The organism is Nonomuraea sp. NPDC054003, from assembly GCF_055585125.1.
This window is the reverse complement of the sequence record NZ_JBVJKR010000002.1, coordinates 719,624-738,721: the sequence shown is the minus strand read 5'-3', so window position 1 is coordinate 738,721 and position 19,098 is coordinate 719,624. Positions and strand designations below refer to the sequence as shown.

The 19,098-nt window shown below is 69.0% G+C and carries 13 protein-coding genes and 1 pseudogene; 5 read left to right on the top strand and 9 right to left on the bottom strand.

Annotated features, from left to right (window positions below; genetic code table 11):
* Positions 1-506: TroA family protein (locus ACZ6YG_RS07600; RefSeq protein ID WP_466017468.1), on the bottom strand; the 506-nt coding region annotated here is incomplete at its 3' end.
* 499 nt (positions 507-1,005) lie between these two features.
* Between ACZ6YG_RS07600 and ACZ6YG_RS07595 the strand changes: the two genes are divergently transcribed.
* On the top strand, positions 1,006-1,242 hold the full coding sequence (locus tag ACZ6YG_RS07595; RefSeq protein WP_466017467.1) for a hypothetical protein: 237 nt from the start codon (positions 1,006-1,008) through the stop codon (positions 1,240-1,242).
* Positions 1,243-1,270: 28 nt separating this feature from the next.
* Here the strand turns inward: ACZ6YG_RS07595 and ACZ6YG_RS07590 are convergent.
* The 8 genes and pseudogenes from ACZ6YG_RS07590 to ACZ6YG_RS07555 all read right to left on the bottom strand — a co-directional run bounded on the left by ACZ6YG_RS07590 (position 1,271) and on the right by ACZ6YG_RS07555 (position 11,024).
* A pseudogene (locus tag ACZ6YG_RS07590) lies at positions 1,271-1,872 on the bottom strand (superoxide dismutase).
* Positions 1,873-2,514: 642 nt separating this feature from the next.
* Positions 2,515-3,369 carry a hypothetical protein gene (locus ACZ6YG_RS07585; protein WP_466017466.1) on the bottom strand — a complete coding sequence of 285 codons (855 nt, stop codon included), beginning with the start codon at positions 3,367-3,369 and terminating at the stop codon, positions 2,515-2,517.
* A 53-nt stretch (positions 3,370-3,422) separates the two neighbouring features.
* The gene (locus tag ACZ6YG_RS07580; protein WP_148034686.1) at positions 3,423-3,770 is read right to left on the bottom strand and encodes a transposase; all 348 of its coding nucleotides are present in this window, start codon (positions 3,768-3,770) and stop codon (positions 3,423-3,425) included.
* Between the two features lie 977 nt (positions 3,771-4,747).
* Positions 4,748-5,956, bottom strand: coding sequence for an acyl-CoA dehydrogenase family protein (locus ACZ6YG_RS07575; RefSeq protein ID WP_466017465.1), 1,209 nt, complete (start codon positions 5,954-5,956; stop codon positions 4,748-4,750).
* Positions 5,957-6,059: 103 nt separating this feature from the next.
* Positions 6,060-6,896, bottom strand: coding sequence for a carbohydrate ABC transporter permease (locus tag ACZ6YG_RS07570; protein WP_219544614.1), 837 nt, complete (start codon positions 6,894-6,896; stop codon positions 6,060-6,062).
* Positions 6,893-7,774 carry a carbohydrate ABC transporter permease gene (locus tag ACZ6YG_RS07565; RefSeq protein WP_271277130.1) on the bottom strand — a complete coding sequence of 294 codons (882 nt, stop codon included), beginning with the start codon at positions 7,772-7,774 and terminating at the stop codon, positions 6,893-6,895. Before ACZ6YG_RS07565 ends, ACZ6YG_RS07570 begins: the two co-directional genes overlap by 4 nt.
* Positions 7,774-9,135, bottom strand: a complete 1,362-nt coding sequence (locus tag ACZ6YG_RS07560) for an extracellular solute-binding protein (RefSeq protein WP_466017464.1) — start codon at positions 9,133-9,135, stop codon at positions 7,774-7,776. The genes ACZ6YG_RS07565 and ACZ6YG_RS07560 overlap by 1 nt, the downstream gene beginning before the upstream one ends.
* 11 nt (positions 9,136-9,146) lie before the next feature.
* Positions 9,147-11,024, bottom strand: a complete 1,878-nt coding sequence (locus ACZ6YG_RS07555; protein ID WP_466017463.1) for a glycoside hydrolase family 127 protein — start codon at positions 11,022-11,024, stop codon at positions 9,147-9,149.
* Positions 11,025-11,151: 127 nt separating this feature from the next.
* Here ACZ6YG_RS07555 and ACZ6YG_RS07550 point away from each other — a divergent pair, with 127 nt between their 5' ends.
* From ACZ6YG_RS07550 to ACZ6YG_RS07535, 4 genes are all read left to right on the top strand, one after another.
* Positions 11,152-12,177 carry a LacI family DNA-binding transcriptional regulator gene (locus ACZ6YG_RS07550; RefSeq protein WP_219544610.1) on the top strand — a complete coding sequence of 342 codons (1,026 nt, stop codon included), beginning with the start codon at positions 11,152-11,154 and terminating at the stop codon, positions 12,175-12,177.
* A gap of 74 nt (positions 12,178-12,251) precedes the next feature.
* Positions 12,252-14,183: an Ig domain-containing protein gene (locus ACZ6YG_RS07545; protein WP_466017462.1), complete on the top strand. Its 1,932-nt coding sequence runs from the start codon at positions 12,252-12,254 to the stop codon at positions 14,181-14,183.
* A gap of 273 nt (positions 14,184-14,456) precedes the next feature.
* The gene (locus ACZ6YG_RS07540; protein WP_466017461.1) at positions 14,457-15,845 is read left to right on the top strand and encodes a glycoside hydrolase family 43 protein; all 1,389 of its coding nucleotides are present in this window, start codon (positions 14,457-14,459) and stop codon (positions 15,843-15,845) included.
* On the top strand, positions 15,842-19,090 hold the full coding sequence (locus tag ACZ6YG_RS07535) for a discoidin domain-containing protein (protein ID WP_466017460.1): 3,249 nt from the start codon (positions 15,842-15,844) through the stop codon (positions 19,088-19,090). Before ACZ6YG_RS07540 ends, ACZ6YG_RS07535 begins: the two co-directional genes overlap by 4 nt.
* Positions 19,091-19,098: the final 8 nt, after the last annotated feature.

Here is a 19,098-nt window from a genome sequence, read left to right as displayed (position 1 = left end):
TCGAAGGTGTCGTCGAGGGTGAACTGCAGCACCTCCTCGGGGCTGCACCAGCCGCCCAGGATGTAGACGGGGCTGCCGGCCGCGTCCAGCTCCTCCACGGTGGCGTAACCACCGGCGGCGTCGAAGCTGGCCATCTGGTTGTCCACGATGAAGTCGGCGCCCTGGGAGAGCATGATCTCCTTCTGCGGCATCATGATCGTGTCGGAGATCTCCGGGATCTTGTCGTACTGCTCCTTGTGACCGGGCAGGAACGCGCTCTCGGAGAAGTTCGTCCGCCCCGCGATCCGGTCGCCGAGGCCGAGCGCGAACAGGGTCTCCAGGGACGGGTGGTAGCCGGTCACCACCTTGGCCGGCGGCCGGTCGAAGGTGAGGGTGCGCCCGCAGTTCTCGACCGTGACGGGGAAGCCGGCCTGCGGCGCCGCCCGCTGGGCGGGCTCCTGGGCGGTGGGTGCTTGCGAGCAGGCGGTCAGCGTCAGGGCCGCCGCCAGGACGAGCAGCTTCCTCATGATCCGGCCACCGCCTTCGGCGACGTGGGGGTCATGGCGGTGGAACGGGGGCGGCTCATGCGGTGAAGCTCCGGTGGTGAGTTCGAACAAAGGTGGGCGAAGCACCTCATTCTGCCTATATGGTGCAATTGCAATCAAGTTGCATCAAGGTGATGTAGGCCTCGGTATAGGCTGAACCTCCTGCTGAGATCTATCTCTATGGCGAGACGGGCCATGCCCGCGGAACATGATCAACCTGGTTCCGGTTTTTCCCGGGTGCAGCGCTGCTGCGCGCCAGCCGCGCCTTCGGTACAGGGCGAGCGCCGCATCGGCGCGTGTGGGTGACCAGCCACCAGGAGGTCGCCGGAGCCGCGGCCAGGATCATGTCATGCAGGATCCTGCCGACTCCGAATCCGCGTGCCTGAGGCGCGACGGCCAGTTCTTTGAGGGTGAAGTCACGACGTGGCACCCGTGAAGCGAGCAAGGCCAACCGGGAGCAGCGCACGCCGTAGGCGAAGCCATGGAGCTGATCGCCGTGCAGGGCGGCGGCGAAGGTGAACCCTGGTGCTTGCGTGTCGCCGGCCAGGCGCTCGGCGACCGCGCGCGCCTCGTCGAGCGGCTCGCCCCAAGGGGGAAGGGTGAAGACCTGACCCGCGACCTCCGCCACGCCGGCCAGGAAGGTGTGCGCCTCGTGCGCCGGGACGAGACAGATCCTCAGGGAAGCGGCGCCCGCCCGGCCCGGCGGACCAAGCTGTGACTGGGCGGGCGTCGCTGGCATGGGGACGTCAGGCGCCGCGGGCGGCGTCGTAACGGGCGATGACGTCATCCAGTTGATCAGGCCCCAGAGCTTCTCGACGTAGTCCGGGCGCACGTTGCGGTACTGCAGGTAATAGGCGTGCTCCCATGCGTCGAAGACGAGCAGCGGGGTGGTGTTCATGCCGACGTTGCCATGGTGGTCGTAGACCTGCTCCACCACCAGGCGGCGGCCGAGAGGCTCCCAGGCCAGCACACCCCAGCCGGACCCCTGCACCATCGTGGTCGCCGTGGTGAGCTGCTTCTGGAAGGCCTCGAAGGAGCCGAAGTGCTCGGTGATGGCCTCACCGAGCTCCCCGTCGGGGCGGTCGCCACCGTCGGGCGAGAGGTTCTGCCAGAAGATCGTATGCAGGACGTGGCCGGACAGGTTGAAGGCGTACGTCTTCTCCAGTCCGACCAGGCCGTCGAACTCGCCCTTGTCGCGAGCCTCGGCCAGCCTCTCCAGCGTGTCGTTGGCGCCCTTGACGTAGGCGGCGTGGTGCTTGGCGTGGTGCAGCTCAAGAATCTCGCCGGTGATGGCGGGCTCCAGGGCCGCATAGTCGTACGGCATGTCTGGAAGGGTGTACTCACCCATGAGTTATCTCCCCAGCTACGTAACTGCATATATATTGCAACAACAATAGACCAGCAACTAGTGGATGTCCCGAGTGGCATGCCAGCAGTGATGGCATGCCACTCAGCACCTGGCCGTCACGTCCATCTCGAAGCCGCTGGACGCCCTCACCCTCGCCAGCACGGCCAGGTTCTCCAGCGTCAGCCCCGCGCGAGCGGGGATGGCCCCAGGTCGGCCACTACCAGGTGGGCGTGCTCACCGCCGGCCCCGCACAAGTGACAGTCCCGCCCGAGTGCGGGGATGCGCCGACGTCCAGGTGAGCGGCCAGCGTTTGCCCTAACTGGTGGCCAGCAATCCCTTACCGTGATTGCTAGCACCATCCGACCTCGATCTCGTCGGCGCTTTCCGCGTGTGGAGGCTGGGCCCACGCCGCCGGGACGTGAAACATCGGCCCTGTGCTCGCGGTCGACAACCTTCTACGGCTGCCGCCACGATCGCGACGCCCATTGTTTGGGGGACCGTAGGGGGACCGGCAGTCTCGGACACCCCCGCTTCACCACGGTCTTTCCGACACTGTCCGGTCCCACTCACGTAGCACCTACCTGCAGTAATGTCAGAAAGCGGCGAGGCTCGACATCACCCGACACGGTGATCCACGGACTTCTAATCCGACGGTCGCAGACATCCGATCTGCGGTTCAGCGCTCCCTGGTGTGGAGCATAAGGCCGCCATAGTCCGTGGGCCGGAACCCCAGTCCACGGAGCTCGGGTCGTCGATCGCCGTGACCACGCGCAGGGCACCAGCTTCGGCGACCTCGCGGACCGCAACAGGCACCAGCGCCTCGCGTACCTCTGATGTGATGCCGGGCTGGACGTGCACCACGTCGAGACGGGCGATGGTGTGCCGCTTGTCCTGCCAGGATGCGACTGCATGACCGACGAAAGGTCTCCCGCGGGCGTTGTCGGCGTAGGCCTGAAGCCAGCAGGCAAGCCTGGCCTCGACGATCAGCCGCCGGGGAACAGTGATATCCATCCCCTCCTCGGCCAGCCAGCGGCCCGGCTTGGCCGCATGTGGGAGAACCGACGCCGGCGGCGACCTCCGGATGGCGCAGGCGCTCTCCCAGTCGTCCTTCAACTGGCGCAGGAGGAGCACGACGTCGTCACCGCATAGGACCAGGCTGATGAAGAACCCCGCGGGCCAGGGGCCGGGAGCATCGCGGATGTCCAACAGGACGTGGCCCTCCCGGACCGTCCGGCGGCTCCGACGGACCAGTCGGGTATCGAGTTCCTCCGTAAGGAGATATTCGACGTCTGTGGCCCATCCATCGATCGAGGACGCCAGCAGGCCAGTCCACGGGCTCTTCGACGCTGCCGGAAACTCGACCTTGATGGCGTAGACGTTCGGGTCTCGCCGCCAGCGGAAGATCACCAACATGGCGTCGGGCTCCGCCACGACATCGACGGCGGAGTACCCCTTCGTCACAGCGCCCGGACGTAGCAAGCGCGTCCTGACCGCCACCAGGACCTCCTGCCGAGACCACTCAATCGTCACGTGTCCAGACGCCCACGCCCTTATCCGGAGACGTGGGTGATGGGCGCCGACCCCGCATACGCCTTCAAGTCGCGGGGCGTCGGCGAAGCGAAGCGGTCGCCGCCAAGCTCGGCGAAAACCCGGGCACCGGTCAGATCGACCAGGCCCGGGAAGCTGGTGAAGCAGCCAGCCTCTCTCTCCTGCGGCTGGCTCACACCACGATCTTGGTGAAGAGGAGCAACTGACGGGTGGCGGTCGAGAGGGACCAAGGTGCACGGCCTCAGCAGAGGACTCCAGGTGCAGTATCGACTCAGGCGTCCACTCGCTCCCCGCCGACCGCCATCCGCCAGGGCTTTGCCCCATTCGCACGGCCTGCTGTCAGGAGTCATGCTCCGGTTCGAATCGAGGCTTCTGGGGCGAGTGCCCGAGTCGGCGACCCTCGAAGATGTACGAAGTCATCAGGTTCGAAATCCTGCAGGGCGTGCTTGTCGCCAGGTTCTGACCTGAGGCCCGGCCAATAGCTCAGCGAGGCGAACCAGGAGCCCGAGGAGGAAACGTCAGTTCCGCACGAATCTCTCCCGGACGAAGCGACTCGCGAGCCGTCGGCCTGGGCGGGCAGACGCAGCGGGTTACCGATGAGGTGGCGAGCCATCTCCACACCTTCACCAAGTTTCTGATCTCGCCCGCCGGCGTGGAGGATGGCCTACAAGACGGGGTGCGCCGGGGCGTCGAGGACCCGCCCGGCCTCCCGTGCCCGACGGCAATCTGATGGATCACGCCAAGGGCTTGTGGAAGGTACTCGCTAAGCATGGCCGACAGCTTTACACTGTAGATCTCGTCGTATGCATCCCTCGCCGATACCCACGCTCACGGCTAGAGGCCCCGAGCGAAGACCGGCCAGTTGAACATCGCGGACCGTCTGGACCGCGGCGCGGGTGCCGGGACCTGCCGTCCCGTGACGGTCCACCCGGGCGGGTGACGACCCGGGCCACGGTCCAACGACGGTCCAGACAGCGAAAAGGCCGGTCGCTCCCTTGGAGAACCGGCCTCTGACCTGCTGCTATGTGGTGGGCGATACTGGGATCGAACCAGTGACCTCTTCGGTGTGAAGACTGCAGACGCCAAACCACAACGCGAGGCGGCCGAATCCGAAATTCACCACCGCGTGAGGCTCTGCCTGCGGCGGTAAGCCGGTATCGAGACGACTTCCAGCCGCACCCCGGCCATGCGGCTGAGATCACGCTCCGTAACCATAGGAGCCGGCGTGATCGATCTACGCGCGACACCGGCGCGGAACTCTGACGGAACAGTGACGGAACAGAGCCTCAAGACAGTCTTCAGGGTCGGCTTCCCAAGGCGGCCGTTTTCAGCGAACCTGCAGGCCAGTCACGGCGCGCCCGATGATCAGCCGCTGGATCTCCGACGTCCCCTCGAAGATGGTGTAGATCTTGGCGTCGCGGTGGAAGCGCTCCACCGGGTGATCACGGGTGTACCCCGCGCCGCCCAGGATCTGGATGGCCTGCTCGGTCACCCACACCGCCGTCTCCCCCGCGACCAGTTTCGACATCGAGCCCTCGGCCTGTTCGAAGCGCTTGCCCTGCCGGGCCATCCAGGCCGCGCGCCAGGTCATCAGGCGGGCGATGTCGACCCGGGTGGCCATGTCCGCCAGCAGGAAGGCGATGGCCTGGTTCTCGCCGATCTTGCGGCCGAACTGCTCGCGTTCGCGGGCGTAGTCGCGGGCGTACTCGTAGGCGGCCCGGGCGATGCCGACGGCCATGGCGGCGACCGTGGGGCGGGTGGTCTCGAAGGTGCCCATCGCCGCCTGCTCGCCGGCGCGCTCGCCGTTGCGGACGCGGGCCAGGCGGGCGTCCAGTTTCTCCTTGCCGCCCAGCAGGCACGAGCCGGGTACGCGGACGCCGTCGAGGACGACCTCGGCCGTGTGGGAGGCGCGGATGCCGTGCTTCCTGAACTTCTGGCCCATGGACAGGCCCGGGGTGCCGGGCGGGATGATGAAGGAGGCCTGGCCGCGGGTGCCGAGGCCGGGGTCCACGGAGGCGACGACGATGTGCACGTCGGCGATGCCGCCGTTGGTGGCCCAGGTCTTGACGCCGTCGATGACCCAGTCGCCGTTGTCGTACACGGCTCTGGTGCGGATGGCGCCCACGTCGGAGCCGGCGTCGGGCTCGGAGGCGCAGAAGGCGCCCAGCTTGACGTCGTTCTCCGTGCCGAACATCTCCGGCAGCCACTGGCCCGCCTGCTCGGGCGTGCCGCTGCCGGACAGCGCCGCGGCGGCGAGGCAACTGCCGACGATCGACAGGCCGATGCCGGCGTCGCCCCAGAACAGCTCCTCGAACACCACGGGCAGCGCGAGGCCGCTCCCCTCGAACCACTGGGTGGCGAAGAAGTCCAGCGAGTAGAGGCCGATCTTGGCCGCCTCCTGGATGACCGGCCAGGGGGTCTCCTCGCGCTCGTCCCATTCGGCGCCGGCGGGGCGGACCACGTCGCGGGCGAAGGCGTGCACCCAGTCCCGGACCTCGATCACGTCCTGGTTGAGGTCCAGACTGAAGCCGCTCATGTGGTCGCTCCCTGAGATCTTCCGGTGAGGCCTGGCCCGACGCCAGTATGCTACCGGCCAGTAGTCGCAGGCCGGCGTGACGGGCCGCGGCGCGCGACCGTCTTCAGTTCTTGATCCCGGTCAGCGTGACCCCCTCGATGAAGTACCGCTGCAGGAGGAAGAACAGCGCGATGATCGGCGCGATCACCGCCGCCGAGGCGGCCATGAGATAGCCCCACTGCGTCAGGTAGATGCTCTGGAACGACGCCAGGCCCAGGGACAGCGTGTAGTTCTCCTCGCTCTGCAGGTAGAGCAGCGGCCCGAGGAAGTCGTTCCAGGTGCCGATGAACGCGAAGATGGTGACCACGATGATGGCGGGCCTGGACAGCGGCATGACGACGGTCCAGAACACCCGCCAGGGCGAGGCGCCGTCGATGTAGGCGGCCTCGTCCAGCTCGAACGGGATCGTCAGGAAGAACTGCCGCAGCAGGAAGACGTTGAACACGCCCCCGCCCGCCCCGGCGAACCAGCTCGGGACGGTGAGCGGCGCGATCGTGTCCAGCGCGCCGAGCCGCTGCCACATCACGAACGTCGGGATGAGCGTGACCGCGTACGGCAGCATGACGCCGGTCAGCAGCAGCGCGAAGACCACGTCGCGGCCACGCCAGCGCAGCCGGGAGAAGCTGAAGGCGGCCACCGAGCAGGTCAGCACCGTGCCGAGCACGCTGACGACGGCGATGACCAGCGTGTTGACGAAGTAGCGGCCGAAAGGCTGGGTGGTGAGCGCCTCGCTGAAGTTCGACCACTGGAACGGCGAGGGGATCCACTCCGGCGGGGCGACGAACATCTGGGCGTCCCGCATGAGCGCGCTGCGCACCAGCCACACGAACGGGAGCAGCGTCGGTACGGCGCCGGCCAGGAGTGCCAGGTAGAGCAGGAGCCGGCGCGGCCCGCGAGTCACCGGGCGCCTGCCATCTCGTAGTAGACCCAGCGGCGCGCGTTCCTGAACAGGAGGAACGTCACCACCATGATGATCATGAAAAGGGTCCAGGCGAGCGCGCTGGCGTAGCCCATCTCGCTCTCGTTGAACGCCTTGCGGAACAGGTAGTAGACGTAGAAGAGGGTGGCGTGGTTGGGTCCGCCCTCGGTCATCACGTACGCCTGGTTGAACACCTGGAAGGTGCCGACCACGCCGACCACCAGGTTGTAGAAGATGGTCGGCGTCATCATCGGCAGCGTCACGTGCCAGAAGCGCCGCAACGGCCCGCCGCCGTCGATCGAGACGGCCTCGTACAGGTGCCGCGGCACGCCCTGCAACCCGGCCAGGAAGATCACCATGGTGTTGCCGAAGGCCCAGGTGCTCATGATGATCAGCGACGGCACCGCGGTGGACTCGGCGTAGATCCACTGGGAAGTGGGCAGCCCGCCCTGCCGCAGCAGGGAGTTGAGCAGCCCGAAGTCCGGGTTGAAGATCCAGATCCAGAGCACGACGTTGGCGATCGCGGGCACCAGCGTCGGGAGGTAGAAGATCGTCCGCCACACCGACAGGCCGCGGACGCGCTGGTTGAGCAGCATGGCCACGGCGAAGCTGACGATGAGCACCAGCGGGACCGAGCCGAGCGTGTAGTACGTGGTGGTGGTCAGCGACTTCCAGAACAGCTCGTCGCCGGCCATCGCCGCGTAGTTGCCGAGCCCGACGTACACCGGGGCGGCGCCGATCCGCCAGTCGGTGAGGCTGAAGAACGCCGAGGCCGCCATCGGGCCGATCGTGAAGATCAGGAATCCGAGGATGGCGGGCAGCGCCATGAGGATGCCCCAGCGCGTCTCAAGGCGGCGCATCACACCTCCTGGGTGTGGTGCCAGCCCTGCAGCATGCCGGTGATCTTGGGGGTGGCGGCCTTGAGGATCTCGCCGGCCGGACGCTTGCCGGTCTCGATCTCCTGCAGGGCGGGGGTGAGCACGTCGCCGGCGATGGCCGACAGGTTCCTGAGCCGGTTGCGGAAGTCGGGCACGCCGTGCTCCCGGGTGTAGTCGACGACGGCGGTGCGGAACTCCGGCGGGTGCTGGTCGTTCTTGGTCCAGGCGTCGATCGCCGCCTGGTCCTCGTAGTACTTCTTCTCCTGCGGCATCCACAGGCCTCGCGCGTACAGGTCGACGTAGCGGGGGTCGTTGTGGAAGGCGAACAGCTCGACCGCCTCCTGCTCGTGCGCGGTGCCGGCGAACACCGCCGACGCCCCGGCGACCTGGGTGGCGGTGTACGGCTCGGCGTACTTCGGCAGCACGCCGATGCCGTAGTCGACCGCGCTCTCGTTCATGTCGAGCAGGCTCCAGTGGCCGTCCACGACCATCGCCACCCGCTTGGTCTTGAGCAGGATGTTGGTGCCGGGCACGTCGTCGCCGGTGGCGGCGAGCTGACCGGGGCCGGGCGCGACGCGGTGCTCGTAGATGAGGTCCTGCAGGTTCTGGAACACCTCGATCGCCTCGGGCGTGTCCAGCCGGCAGGTCCTGCCGGTCTCGTCGGCGATGTCGCCGCCGTTGGAGCGCAGGTAGCCGTACCAGGCCGCGCCGTAGGTGATGCTGCTGGAGACGCCGAACTGCCTGACCTGCCCGGGGTCGAAGCCGGACTCGTCCGGGTGCCTGCCGTTCTGGTCGACGGTGAGCTTGTAGGCGTTCTCGACGAGCTGGTCCCACGTCCAGGCCGAGGCGGCGGCGGCCGGCGGGGTGACGCCGGCCGCGGCCACGGCGGACCTGCTGAACCACAGCAGCATGGACTCGTTCGCGGTGGCGAGACCGTGCAGGTCGTCCCGGCCGCTCCACAGGTAGGCGTCGGGGAGGTAGCCGGCCAGCTGCGGATACTTCTTCAGGTACGGGAACAGGTTGACCAGCTTGCCCTGCTCGCCGAGCCGGAACGACATCGCCATCGGGACGTAGCCGGCGTCCGGCAGGCGGTCGCCCGCCACCAGGGTGTTGAGCTTCACGTCGTACTCGTCGGGGGTGTAGAGCGGTTTGACCGTGACGCCCGGGTTCTTCTGCTCGTACTGCTTGAGCATGTTCTCGACGGCCTTCTTCTCGAACGTCGAGCCCCAGAACATGAACTGCAGCTGTGTCCTGCCGGCCCGCTCCTGGTCACCCCCGCAGGCCACGGCCGTGGCCCCGAGAGCGGCGAGGCCGCCGAGCTTCAACAGGTCGCGTCTTCTCATCGGCGTGTTCCTTACGCGAGGGGGATCCAGACCCGCATCGCGCCACCGTCGCGGTTGTCCCACTGGAAGTAGGGGACTGCCGTCGCGGTCACGCGGGTGCTGGTCGCGAGGGACTTGCTGGTGTACGGGAGACCGTCGCGCGGCTCGTGCACCACGACCGCGTCGACGTCGAGCAGGACGGTGCGGCCGACGCCCGGCAGGTCGTCCCTGGGGACCGGGCGGGGCACGGCGTCACGGGCGATGGCCAGGTCGTCCACCTCGACGCGGCCGGGCTGGTCGGCCTGCTCGAAGCAGTAGACGAGAGGGCCGCGCTGCAGCGCGGCGCTGCCCCTGACGGCGTCGACGCGGTGGTGCGGGCGCAGGAGCCTGGGGGTCAGGTCGAGGTTCAGCTCAACGGTGTCGCCGGCCCGCCAACCCGAGCGACGAATCCTGAAATATCCGTCTTCGTGGGGCTGGGCGAGGTGGCTGTCGACGTACGTGGTCTCGCTCCAGGAAGGGATCCGGAGCGCCAGCTCCCACTCCCCCGCCGGCGCCTCCTCGACCGTCACGCGGACCAGGCCGTCCCACGGGTAGTCGGTGTCCACCCGCACCCGTCCGCCGCCTCCGCTCACCACGCCCTCGGCGTACTGGTGGAGTTGCAGCCCGGCCTCGCTCCACGTGGCGAGGTAGCCGCCGAGCGAGGCCACCAGCCGCATGATGTTCGGCGGGCAGCAGGCGCAGGCGAACCAGTCCCTGCGCCGCCCGAGGTAGGCGTCCTCGACCAGGTCGTTCCTGCGCTGCAGGGGGTTGACGTAGCAGAACCGCCGGCCGTCGGCCGAGGTGCTCGCCGCGAAGGCGTTGAACAGCACCCGTTCGAGCAGGTCGGCGTAGCGGCCGTGGCCGGTGGCCAGCAGCAGCCGCCAGTTCCAGTGGATGCTCGCGACGGCCGCGCAGCTCTCGCTGTAGGCGCGGTCGGGCGGCAGTTCGTAGCGCTCGCCGAACGCCTCGCCGTCGTGCCGCGACCCGTTGCCGCCGGTGACGTAGGTCTTGGTGGCGACCATGTCCTCCCACCGGCGCACCGAGCACTCCAGCAGCGACTCGTCGCCCGTCTCCAGGTAGAGGTCGACGACGCCGGCCTCCAGGTAGAGCTGGCGTACGGCGTGACCGACCGGCGTGTCCGCCTCCCGTACCGGCAGATGGTCCTGGGCATACAGCGGGCCCATGCCGCTGTCGCGGATCAGCCCCTTGCCGCGGTTGTCGACCAGCTTGGCCGCCAGGTCGAGGTAGGCGGGATCGCCGGTCAGCCGGTGCAGCTCGACCAGCGCGGTCTCGACCTCGGCGTGGCCGTCGATGCCGTCGTTCCCATCGGTGAGGAACACCTGGACGAGGTGGTCGGCCAGGCGGCGGGCGACCGGGAGCAGCGTGTCCCCGGCGCCCGCGCGGCTGGCCGCCACCGCCGCCTGGAGCAGGTGTCCGGCGCAGTACATCTCGTGGCTGTACTCCAGCTCGGCGTAGATCTTCTCGGGCTTGACGACCTGGTAGTGGGAGTTGAGGTAGCCGTCGGGCCGCTGCGCGGCGGCCAGCACGGCCGCGGCCCGCTCGATGAACGCCGTGTACCGGGGGTCGGGAGCGCGGGCGTGCTCCCAGGCGACGGCCTCCAGCTGCTTGTAGAGGTCGGAGTCCTGGAACCGGTATCCCTGGAACTGGCCGTCGCGCTCCCCCGCCGCGCGGCGGAGGTTGGGCAGCGCGCCCGATCGTTCCATCCGCTCCAGGCCGAGCGGGATGCTCGTCTCACGGTTCACCCGCTGCCACCGGGCGAGCGGCCCGCCGGTGACGCGGGCGTCACGGAGGCCGATCGGCCGCAGGACGGCGCGGGCGGAAGGGACGGCGGGACCGGGGATCTGATCCATCGAGCTCCTCACCGGGAGAGAGAAAACGGTGGGAATAGGTTTTCTCAACCCGGAGGGTAAGGTGTGATACACCACGGGTCAAGAGGTGGACGGCCACGCTAAGGTGTGACCGCGAAGGGGGAGTCGGTTGGCCAGCCCATCCGAGCGGACGGCGAAGACCGTCACGATCAGAGACGTCGCCGCGGCCGCGCAGGTGTCGATCGGCACCGCGTCCAAGGCGCTCAACGGCCGCGGCCGCATGCGCGCCGAGACCCGCGACCGGGTCCTCACCGCCGCCCGGCGGCTCAGCTTCCGCCCCAACCCGCTGGCCCAGGGCCTGCTGGCCGGGCGCACCTACACGGTCGGCCTGGTCACCGGCGACAGCTTCGGGCGCTTCAGCATCCCGGTGATGCTCGGCGCCGAGGACGCGCTGGACGCGGGCCAGATCTCGGTGTTCATGTGCGACACCCGCGACGACCCCATCAGGGAGCGCCACTACGTCGAGCGGCTGCTGGCCAGGCGGGTCGAGGCGATCATCGTCACCGGCCGGCGCACCGAGCCGAGGCCCGGCATCGGGCGGCTGCCCGTCCCCGTCGTCTACGCGATGACGCAGTCCACCGACGAGGGCGACGTGTCGCTCGTCCCCGACGACGAGGGCGGCGCCGCGCTGGCCGCGCGCCACCTGCTGGCCACCGGCCGCACCCGCGTCGGCCACATCACCGGGCCGCGTCGGTTCCAGGCGGCGCGGCGGCGCGCCCAGGGGCTCACCGCCGCGCTGGCCGAGGCCGGGCTGCGGCCGGCCGGGGAGGTGCTGTTCGGGCAGTGGAGCGAGGAGTGGGGCAGGCAGGCCGCCGACGTGCTGCTGCACGCCGCGCCCGACGTCGACGCCGTCTTCTGCGGCAGTGACCAGATCGCCAGAGGCGTGGCCGAGACGCTGCGCGAGCGGGGCCGGCGGGTGCCCGACGACGTGGCGCTCGTGGGGTTCGACAACTGGGAGCCGATGGCGCTGGGCTGCCGCCCGCCGCTGACCACGGTCGACATGAACCTGGGCGAGATCGGCCGGCTGGCCGCCCGGCACATCATGGACGCGATCGACGGGCGCCCGGCGGCGGGCGGGGTGACGGTCGTCCCGGCGAGCCTGGTGATCCGCGAGTCGACCCGGCGGACGGGCTGACGGTTGACGGGCGCTGTGGGACATCTTACGGTCCCGGTTGGGAAAACCTATTCCCAACTCACGAGGAGTCCAGTATGGACCGTGGATCCCGCCGCACGCGCTCGGCCGTGGCGGCGCTGTTGCTCAGCTCCTTACTCACCGGCGGTGTGACGACACCCGCGCATGCCGCCTCCCCCGCCGAGGTCATCGACCTGTTCGGCAGGACCGTCAACGGCCACGGCGTCCAGCTGGTCGACTGGCAGGGCTACCTGGCCAACCCGTACGTCGAGCTCACCGTCAAGCCTCCGGCCGACGCCCGCTACCCCGTCACCGTGGACCTGAAGGCCGAGGGCACCTCGCGGCTGATGATGGACCTGCCGAGCCGGCTCACCGCGACCGGCGCCACCAAGACGCTCACCTTCGCCGGCGCGGCCGAGCGGAAGACGTTCAAGCTCGCGATCCACTCCAGGCGCGGCCCCGGCCAGGACGAGACCCATACGCTGCGGCTGTCCGTCAGGGAGGCGGGCGGCGCGACGTCCCAGCAGTCGATGCCGATCCGGGTGCAGCAGGACGAGAAGACGCCGCTGGAGCCGACGCTGCCGGTCACGTTCGACTACCGGTTCGACACGATCACCGGCTACTTCTCGGACCCCGCGTTCAGGACGGCGTCGGAGGAAGCGGTCAAGGACTGGTTCCGGTTCTTCGACATGGCGCCGTTCGACACCGTGGCCGCCGGCGCGGAGACCAACCACCTGCCGGGCGACGACTGGCAGAACACGATCACGGTCACGAACCAGACCGCCTACAACGGCATGTACGTGTTCTTCAGAGGCATCCAGACCCCGTACTCGACCGGCTACCCCGCCGCCAACGGCCGCTATAGCGCCAGGAACGGGCAGCGGCTCCCGGGCCCGCTCCACCGCTCCACGTCCATGATCTTCGAGTACGACGAGGCGGGGAAGCGGCTGTTCACCTCGCTCGCCGACGAGGACTGGTACCGGACGGAGATCCAGGGCGACGTGCTCGACGTGCACGGCCTGGTCATGCACGAGTACGGCCACGCCGTCGCCTTCCACAGCGACTGGGCGGGCATGCGCGCCTACGTCCAGGGCGGCGGGAACGACCCGGACGTCTCGGCCTACCAGGGCTACCCCGTGCCGCTCGATTCGAGCTACCACATCCCCGGCGAGCAGCGGTACTGGGACCGGCTCAGCGGCCAGAGCGGCGGCTGGACCCATCTGTTCCCCACCCGCCGGTGGATGCTGACGAAGCTCGCGCTGCTGGTGGCCGAGAACGCAGGGTGGCGGCTCAACCGCGAGCTCACCCCGTTCCTGCCACCGTCCATCGTCACCACCTCGCTCCCCCAGGCCACCCCGGGCGCGGCCTACCAGCAGCGGCTGACCGCCAAGGGCGGCGTGCCGTTCTACGACTGGCAGATCGACGGCGGCGCGCTGCCGGCCGGACTGAGCCTCGACCGGTTCACCGGCGCCATCACCGGCACCCCCACCACGGCCGGCACGTCCACGTTCACCGTCCGGCTCCGCGACTACGACCGGCTCAGCACACCGGTGACCAGGACGTTCACGATCACCGTGGGCGGCGGCGGCGCGGCGAACCTGGCCAGGACCGCCACGCCGACGGCCTCGTACACCTCGCCCTGGGAGAGCGTGGCGGCGATCAACGACGGGATCGACCCGCCGCGCTCGAACGACACCGCCAACCCGCGCTGGGGCACCTGGCCGCAGACCGGCGCCCAGTGGGCCGAGCTGACCTGGCCCGGCAGCCAGACGATCCGCTCCGCCGAGGTCTACTTCTTCGACGACGGCGGTGGCGTGCGGCTGCCGGCCTCCTGGAAGCTCCAGCGCTGGACGGGCAGCGGGTACGCCGACATCCCCGGCACCTACCCGGTGGCGCCGAACGCCTACAACCGCGTCACGTTCGACCCTGTCAGCACCACCAGGCTCAGGGTCGCGTTGCAGAGCGGCCCGGCGTCGGTCGGGCTGCTGGAAGTGAAGGCCTTCTCCTGAACGCGGTGAAAGGTTTTCGGTCCACCAGCCGCTGTTGAGCCCCCTGGCCGCTTCCTCCGGCAGCGGGGCCGGCCCTGGAAAGAAGGCGGCTTCGAAAACCTTTCACTAGCCTCTGACCTGCTCGAACATGACTTCTCGAAACTTGGGTCTTGACGGTTTCTGCGGTGCCGCGAACACTCGGGTGAACCAAGAACGCACCTGCCTTCCGAGGCGAACCGTGATGTTAGCGCTAACACGATCGCCTCAAGACCCCCCAGGTAGGAGGACCCGTCCATGTCCCGATTAAGAGCCCTGGCCGCGCTGTTCGCGGTCGCCCTGCTCCCCGTCCTCGCCGTGCCCGCCTCCGCGGCGGCCCCGATCACCACCTCGATCTACACCGCCGACCCGGCCGCCCTCGTCGCCGGCGACACCCTGTACCTCTACACCGGGCGTGACGAGGCCCCGGCCGGCGGCACCAACTTCGTCATGCGCGACTGGCACGTCTTCAGCTCCACCGACGGCACGTCCTTCACCGGCCACGGCGCCCGCCTCTCGGTCTCCAGCTTCCCCTGGGCCGGCGCGGACGCCTGGGCCAGCGAGGTCGAGCGCGGCGCCGACGGCCGCTACTACTGGTACGTCTCCGTCAACGGCAACGGACCCGGCTGGATGAACATCGGCGTGGCCGTCGGCGACAGCCCGCTCGGCCCGTTCACCGACGCCAAGGGCGGGCCACTGATCAGCGACAGCACCCCGAACTCGTCCCCGCTGAACATCGACCCGACCGTGTTCACCGACGACGACGGTCAGGTCTACATGTACTGGGGCTCGTACTACGGGCTGCGCGCGGCCAAGCTCAGGCCGGACATGGTCACCCTGGACGGCCCCGTCGTCACCCCGCAGGGCGTGTCGAACTTCTGGGAGGCGCCCTGGATGTTCAAGCGCAACGGGACCTACTACCTCGCCTACGCGGCCAACGACTCCGGGTGCTCGGCGCCGAACTACGCCTGCATCCGGTACGCCACCGCCAGCAACCCGCTCGGGCCGTGGACGCACCGCGGGGTCGTGCTCGACCAGGTCAGCTCGACGACGAACCACCCGGCGATCATCGAGTTCAAGGGCCAGTGGTACATGGTCTACCACAACGCCGCCGCGCCCGGCGGCGGGAACTTCCGCCGCTCCGTCACCCTCGACAAGCTCTACTGGAACGCCGACGGCACCATGCAGAAGGTCGTCCAGACCACCGGGCCGGGAGGCTCGCAGAACCTGGCCCTGTCGGCGACGCCGTCCACCTCCTACGTCTCCCCGTGGGAGACGCTCGGCGCCATCAAGGACGGGTACGCGCCCACCGGTTCGGCCGACCACAGCCACGGCGCCTACGGCAACTGGCCGCAGCAGGGCACCCAGTGGGTCGAGTACCAGTGGCCGGCCGCCCAGAGCGTCAGCAGGGTGGAGACGTACTGGTTCGACGACGACCTGGGCATCGACCTGCCCGCCTCCTGCCAGGTGCAGTACTGGAACGGCAGCGCGTACGTGAACGTGCCCGGCCAGTCGGCGTGCGGCGTCGCCCCGCACACCTTCAACGTCACCACGTTCAACGCGGTCACCACCACCCGGCTGCGGCTGAACATCACCTCGAAGAGCGGCTACTCGACCGGTGTCCTGGAATGGAGGGCGCTGTCATGAGACGGATCCTCACCGCCCTGCTGCTGGTCGCGGCGACGCTCGTGGCCGGCGCACCGGCGCGGGCCGACCAGACCATCGGCTATCCGACCTTCGGCGGCCCGGCGATCCCCGCCGTGCCGGCCGCGTACACCGCGGGCGACATGATGCGGGCCATCTACGACGCCGAGAGCTCCGGCACCGACTTCTGGATGGACCGGCTGCTGGCCAGGCCAGGCAACGACCCGGCGGGCACCTGGCTGATGACGCGGGGCCGCGCCCTGTTCATGAAGACGCACACCCCGTCGGTCATCGGGTTCGGCGGGCAGGTCGCGTACTGGGAGAGCATCAGCAACCAGAGCGCCTACAGCATCGCGCTGGGCTCCGGCAGCTGGACCGAGCAGCCCGGCCAGCGCTGGCAGGCGCCCAGCCACTGGAAGAGCGTGCACACCAGCGGCTCGCTGGTCGCCAACGTCACCAAGTTCATCACCAACGAGAACGTCGCGGTCACCAACGTGGCCGTCACCAACAACGGCGGCTCGTCGGCGACGCTGAACCTGCGCGCCACCTCGCCCTACGCCACCACCGGCAGCGGCAGCGAGCTGACCGGGCAGGTCAACGCCTACAACAACCTGACCACGATCTACCCGCGGCTGTCCGGGGACGGGTTCACCGTCAGCTCCGGCGGGCTGAACCGGTCGGTCACCGTGGCCGCCGGGCAGACGGTGACGGTCAAGGTGCAGATGGGGTTCGTCACCAACGAGCTGCCCGGGTCGCTCACCGAGTACAACGCCTACCGCGGCCACTCCCCCGCCACCGCGTTCGCCACCCACGTGCGGGAGTACAACCGGTGGTGGGCCGACAACGTGCCCTACATCGACGTACCAGAGCCGGCGATCAAGAAGAACGTCTACTACCGCTGGTGGCTGATGCGCTACAACCACCTCGACGCCGACATCCCCGGGCAGACCTTCCAGTTCCCCACCTCCATGGAGGGGGTGCTGGGCTACAACAACGCGATCGTGCTCACCCAGCCGATGCACATCGACGACCTGAAGTACCTGCGCGACCCGGTGTGGTCGTACGGGCCGTGGCTGTCGATCGGGCAGACCTCGAAGAGCGGCCGGTTCGCCGACAACCCCGGCGACCCGGAGAACTGGTCCAACAGCTACACGCAGTACGTCGCCGAGGCGGCGTGGAAGAGCTATCAGATCCACGGCGGCCAGCCGGGCATCGCAGGCAACCTGGCCCGCTACGCCGAGCAGGACGTCAAGGGTCAGCTGTCCTTCTACGACCACGACAACGACAAGGTCATCGAGTACGACTGGGGCGCGCTGACCGGCAACGACGCCGACGCCGTCTCCTTCCACTGGCGTTCCGGCTGGCTGGACCGGGCCGAGGGCGCCTACCAGTACAGCGGGGCGAAGGCCGCGGCGCAGGCGTACGCGCTGCTCGGCAACACCGCCAAGGCCAACGAGATGAACACCCTGGCCACCGACATCGGCAACGCGCTGGTCAACGTGCTGTGGAACCCGAACCGGCAGCTGTTCGAGCACCGGCACGTCTCCACCAACGAGTGGGTGCCGTGGAAGGAGATCAACAACTACTACCCGTTCGCGGTGGGCGCCGTGCCCAACACCGCGACCTACCGGCAGGCGCTGCGTCTGTTCGACGACCCGGCCGAGTATCCGATCTTCCCGTTCTACACCGCCAACCAGCGTGACAAGGCGGCCTCGGGCACGGGCAGCAACAACTTCTCCACGATCAACTCGACGGTGCAGTTCCGGCTGCTCTCCTCGGTGCTGCGCAACTACCCCAACGAGTGGATCGACGCCACCTGGTACAAGAAGCTGCTCTACTGGAACGCCTGGGCGCAGTACGTCGGCGGCAACACCCAGTGGCCCGACGCCAACGAGTTCTGGGCCGACTGGAACGGCAGCAGCATCCAGTACCGCTCCTGGATCCACCACAACATCCTGGGCAGCAGCAACTGGACCGTGATCGAGGACGTCGCGGGCCTGCGCCCCCGCTCGGACGCCCAGGTGGAGCTGAGCCCGATCGACATCGGCTGGTCCCACTTCACCGTCAACAACCTGCGCTACCGCAACAGCGACCTGACCATCGTCTGGGACGATCCGGCCGACGGCGTGGTGCGCTACGCCGGGATCCCGCAGGGCTACTCCATCTACGTCAACGGGGTCCGCCGGGCGACGATCGACCGGCTGGCGCCGCTGACCTACAACCCGGCCACCGGCGCGGTCACCACCTCGGCGACCGTCCTCTACAGCAGCGCCGCGTCCGGCATGCAGGCGCCCGCGCAGGTATCGCACACCGGCGCCCGCATGGTGGACATGCTCGCCAAGGCGGGCGTCGACCTGACGGCCGGCCTCACCAACCTGGCCGCCATGGGCTCGGCCACCGCCTCCCACACCGGGTCCGGCACCAGCGTGGCCGGGGCGCGCGACGGCCTGCCGACCAACGAGCCGTTCTGGGGCGCGGGCGGCTCGCCCAACAGCCAGGACTGGTACGAGGTCAACTTCGGGTCGCCGCAGACCTTCAACGAGGTCTGGCTCCACTTCCGTGACAGCCGGCCGGCCAGCGGCACCTACCGGGCGCCCGCGTCCTACGACATCCAGTACTGGAACGGCAGCTCCTGGGTGACCGTGAGCAGCCAGGTCAAGTCGCCCGGCAGCCCGCGGGCGAACCTCAACAAGGTCACGTTCACCCCGGTCACGGCCCAGCGGGTGCGGATGCTGGCCGCGAACGCCTCCGGGTCCAAGGTGGGCCTGACCGAGTTCAAGGTGGTCAACCGGGGCGGCGTCCAGCCTCCGGCCAACCGGGCGCTGTCGGCCACCGCGTCCTGCTCCTACACCTCGGCGTGGGAGAGCTGCGCCGCCGTCAACGACGGCGGCGAGCCGGCCAGCTCCAACATCCCCGGCCCCAACCAGGGCACCCGCTGGGGCACCTGGCCCGAGACGGGCCAGCACTGGGCGGAGCTCACCTGGTCGTCGGCGCAGGCGCTCAACCGTGCCGACGTGTACTTCTTCGATGACGAGCAGGGCATCGACATGCCGGCGTCGTGGAAGCTGCAGTACTGGAACGGCAGCGCGTACGCGGACGTCCCGGGCGCGAGCGCCTACGGGCTGGCCAAGAACCAGTACAACACCGTCACCTTCTCCTCGGTGAACACCACCCGCCTGCGGGTGCTGCTCACCGGCAACGGCTCGTCCTCCGTGGGCCTGCTGGAGGTGAAGGCCTTCGGAACGTAGGACCCGGC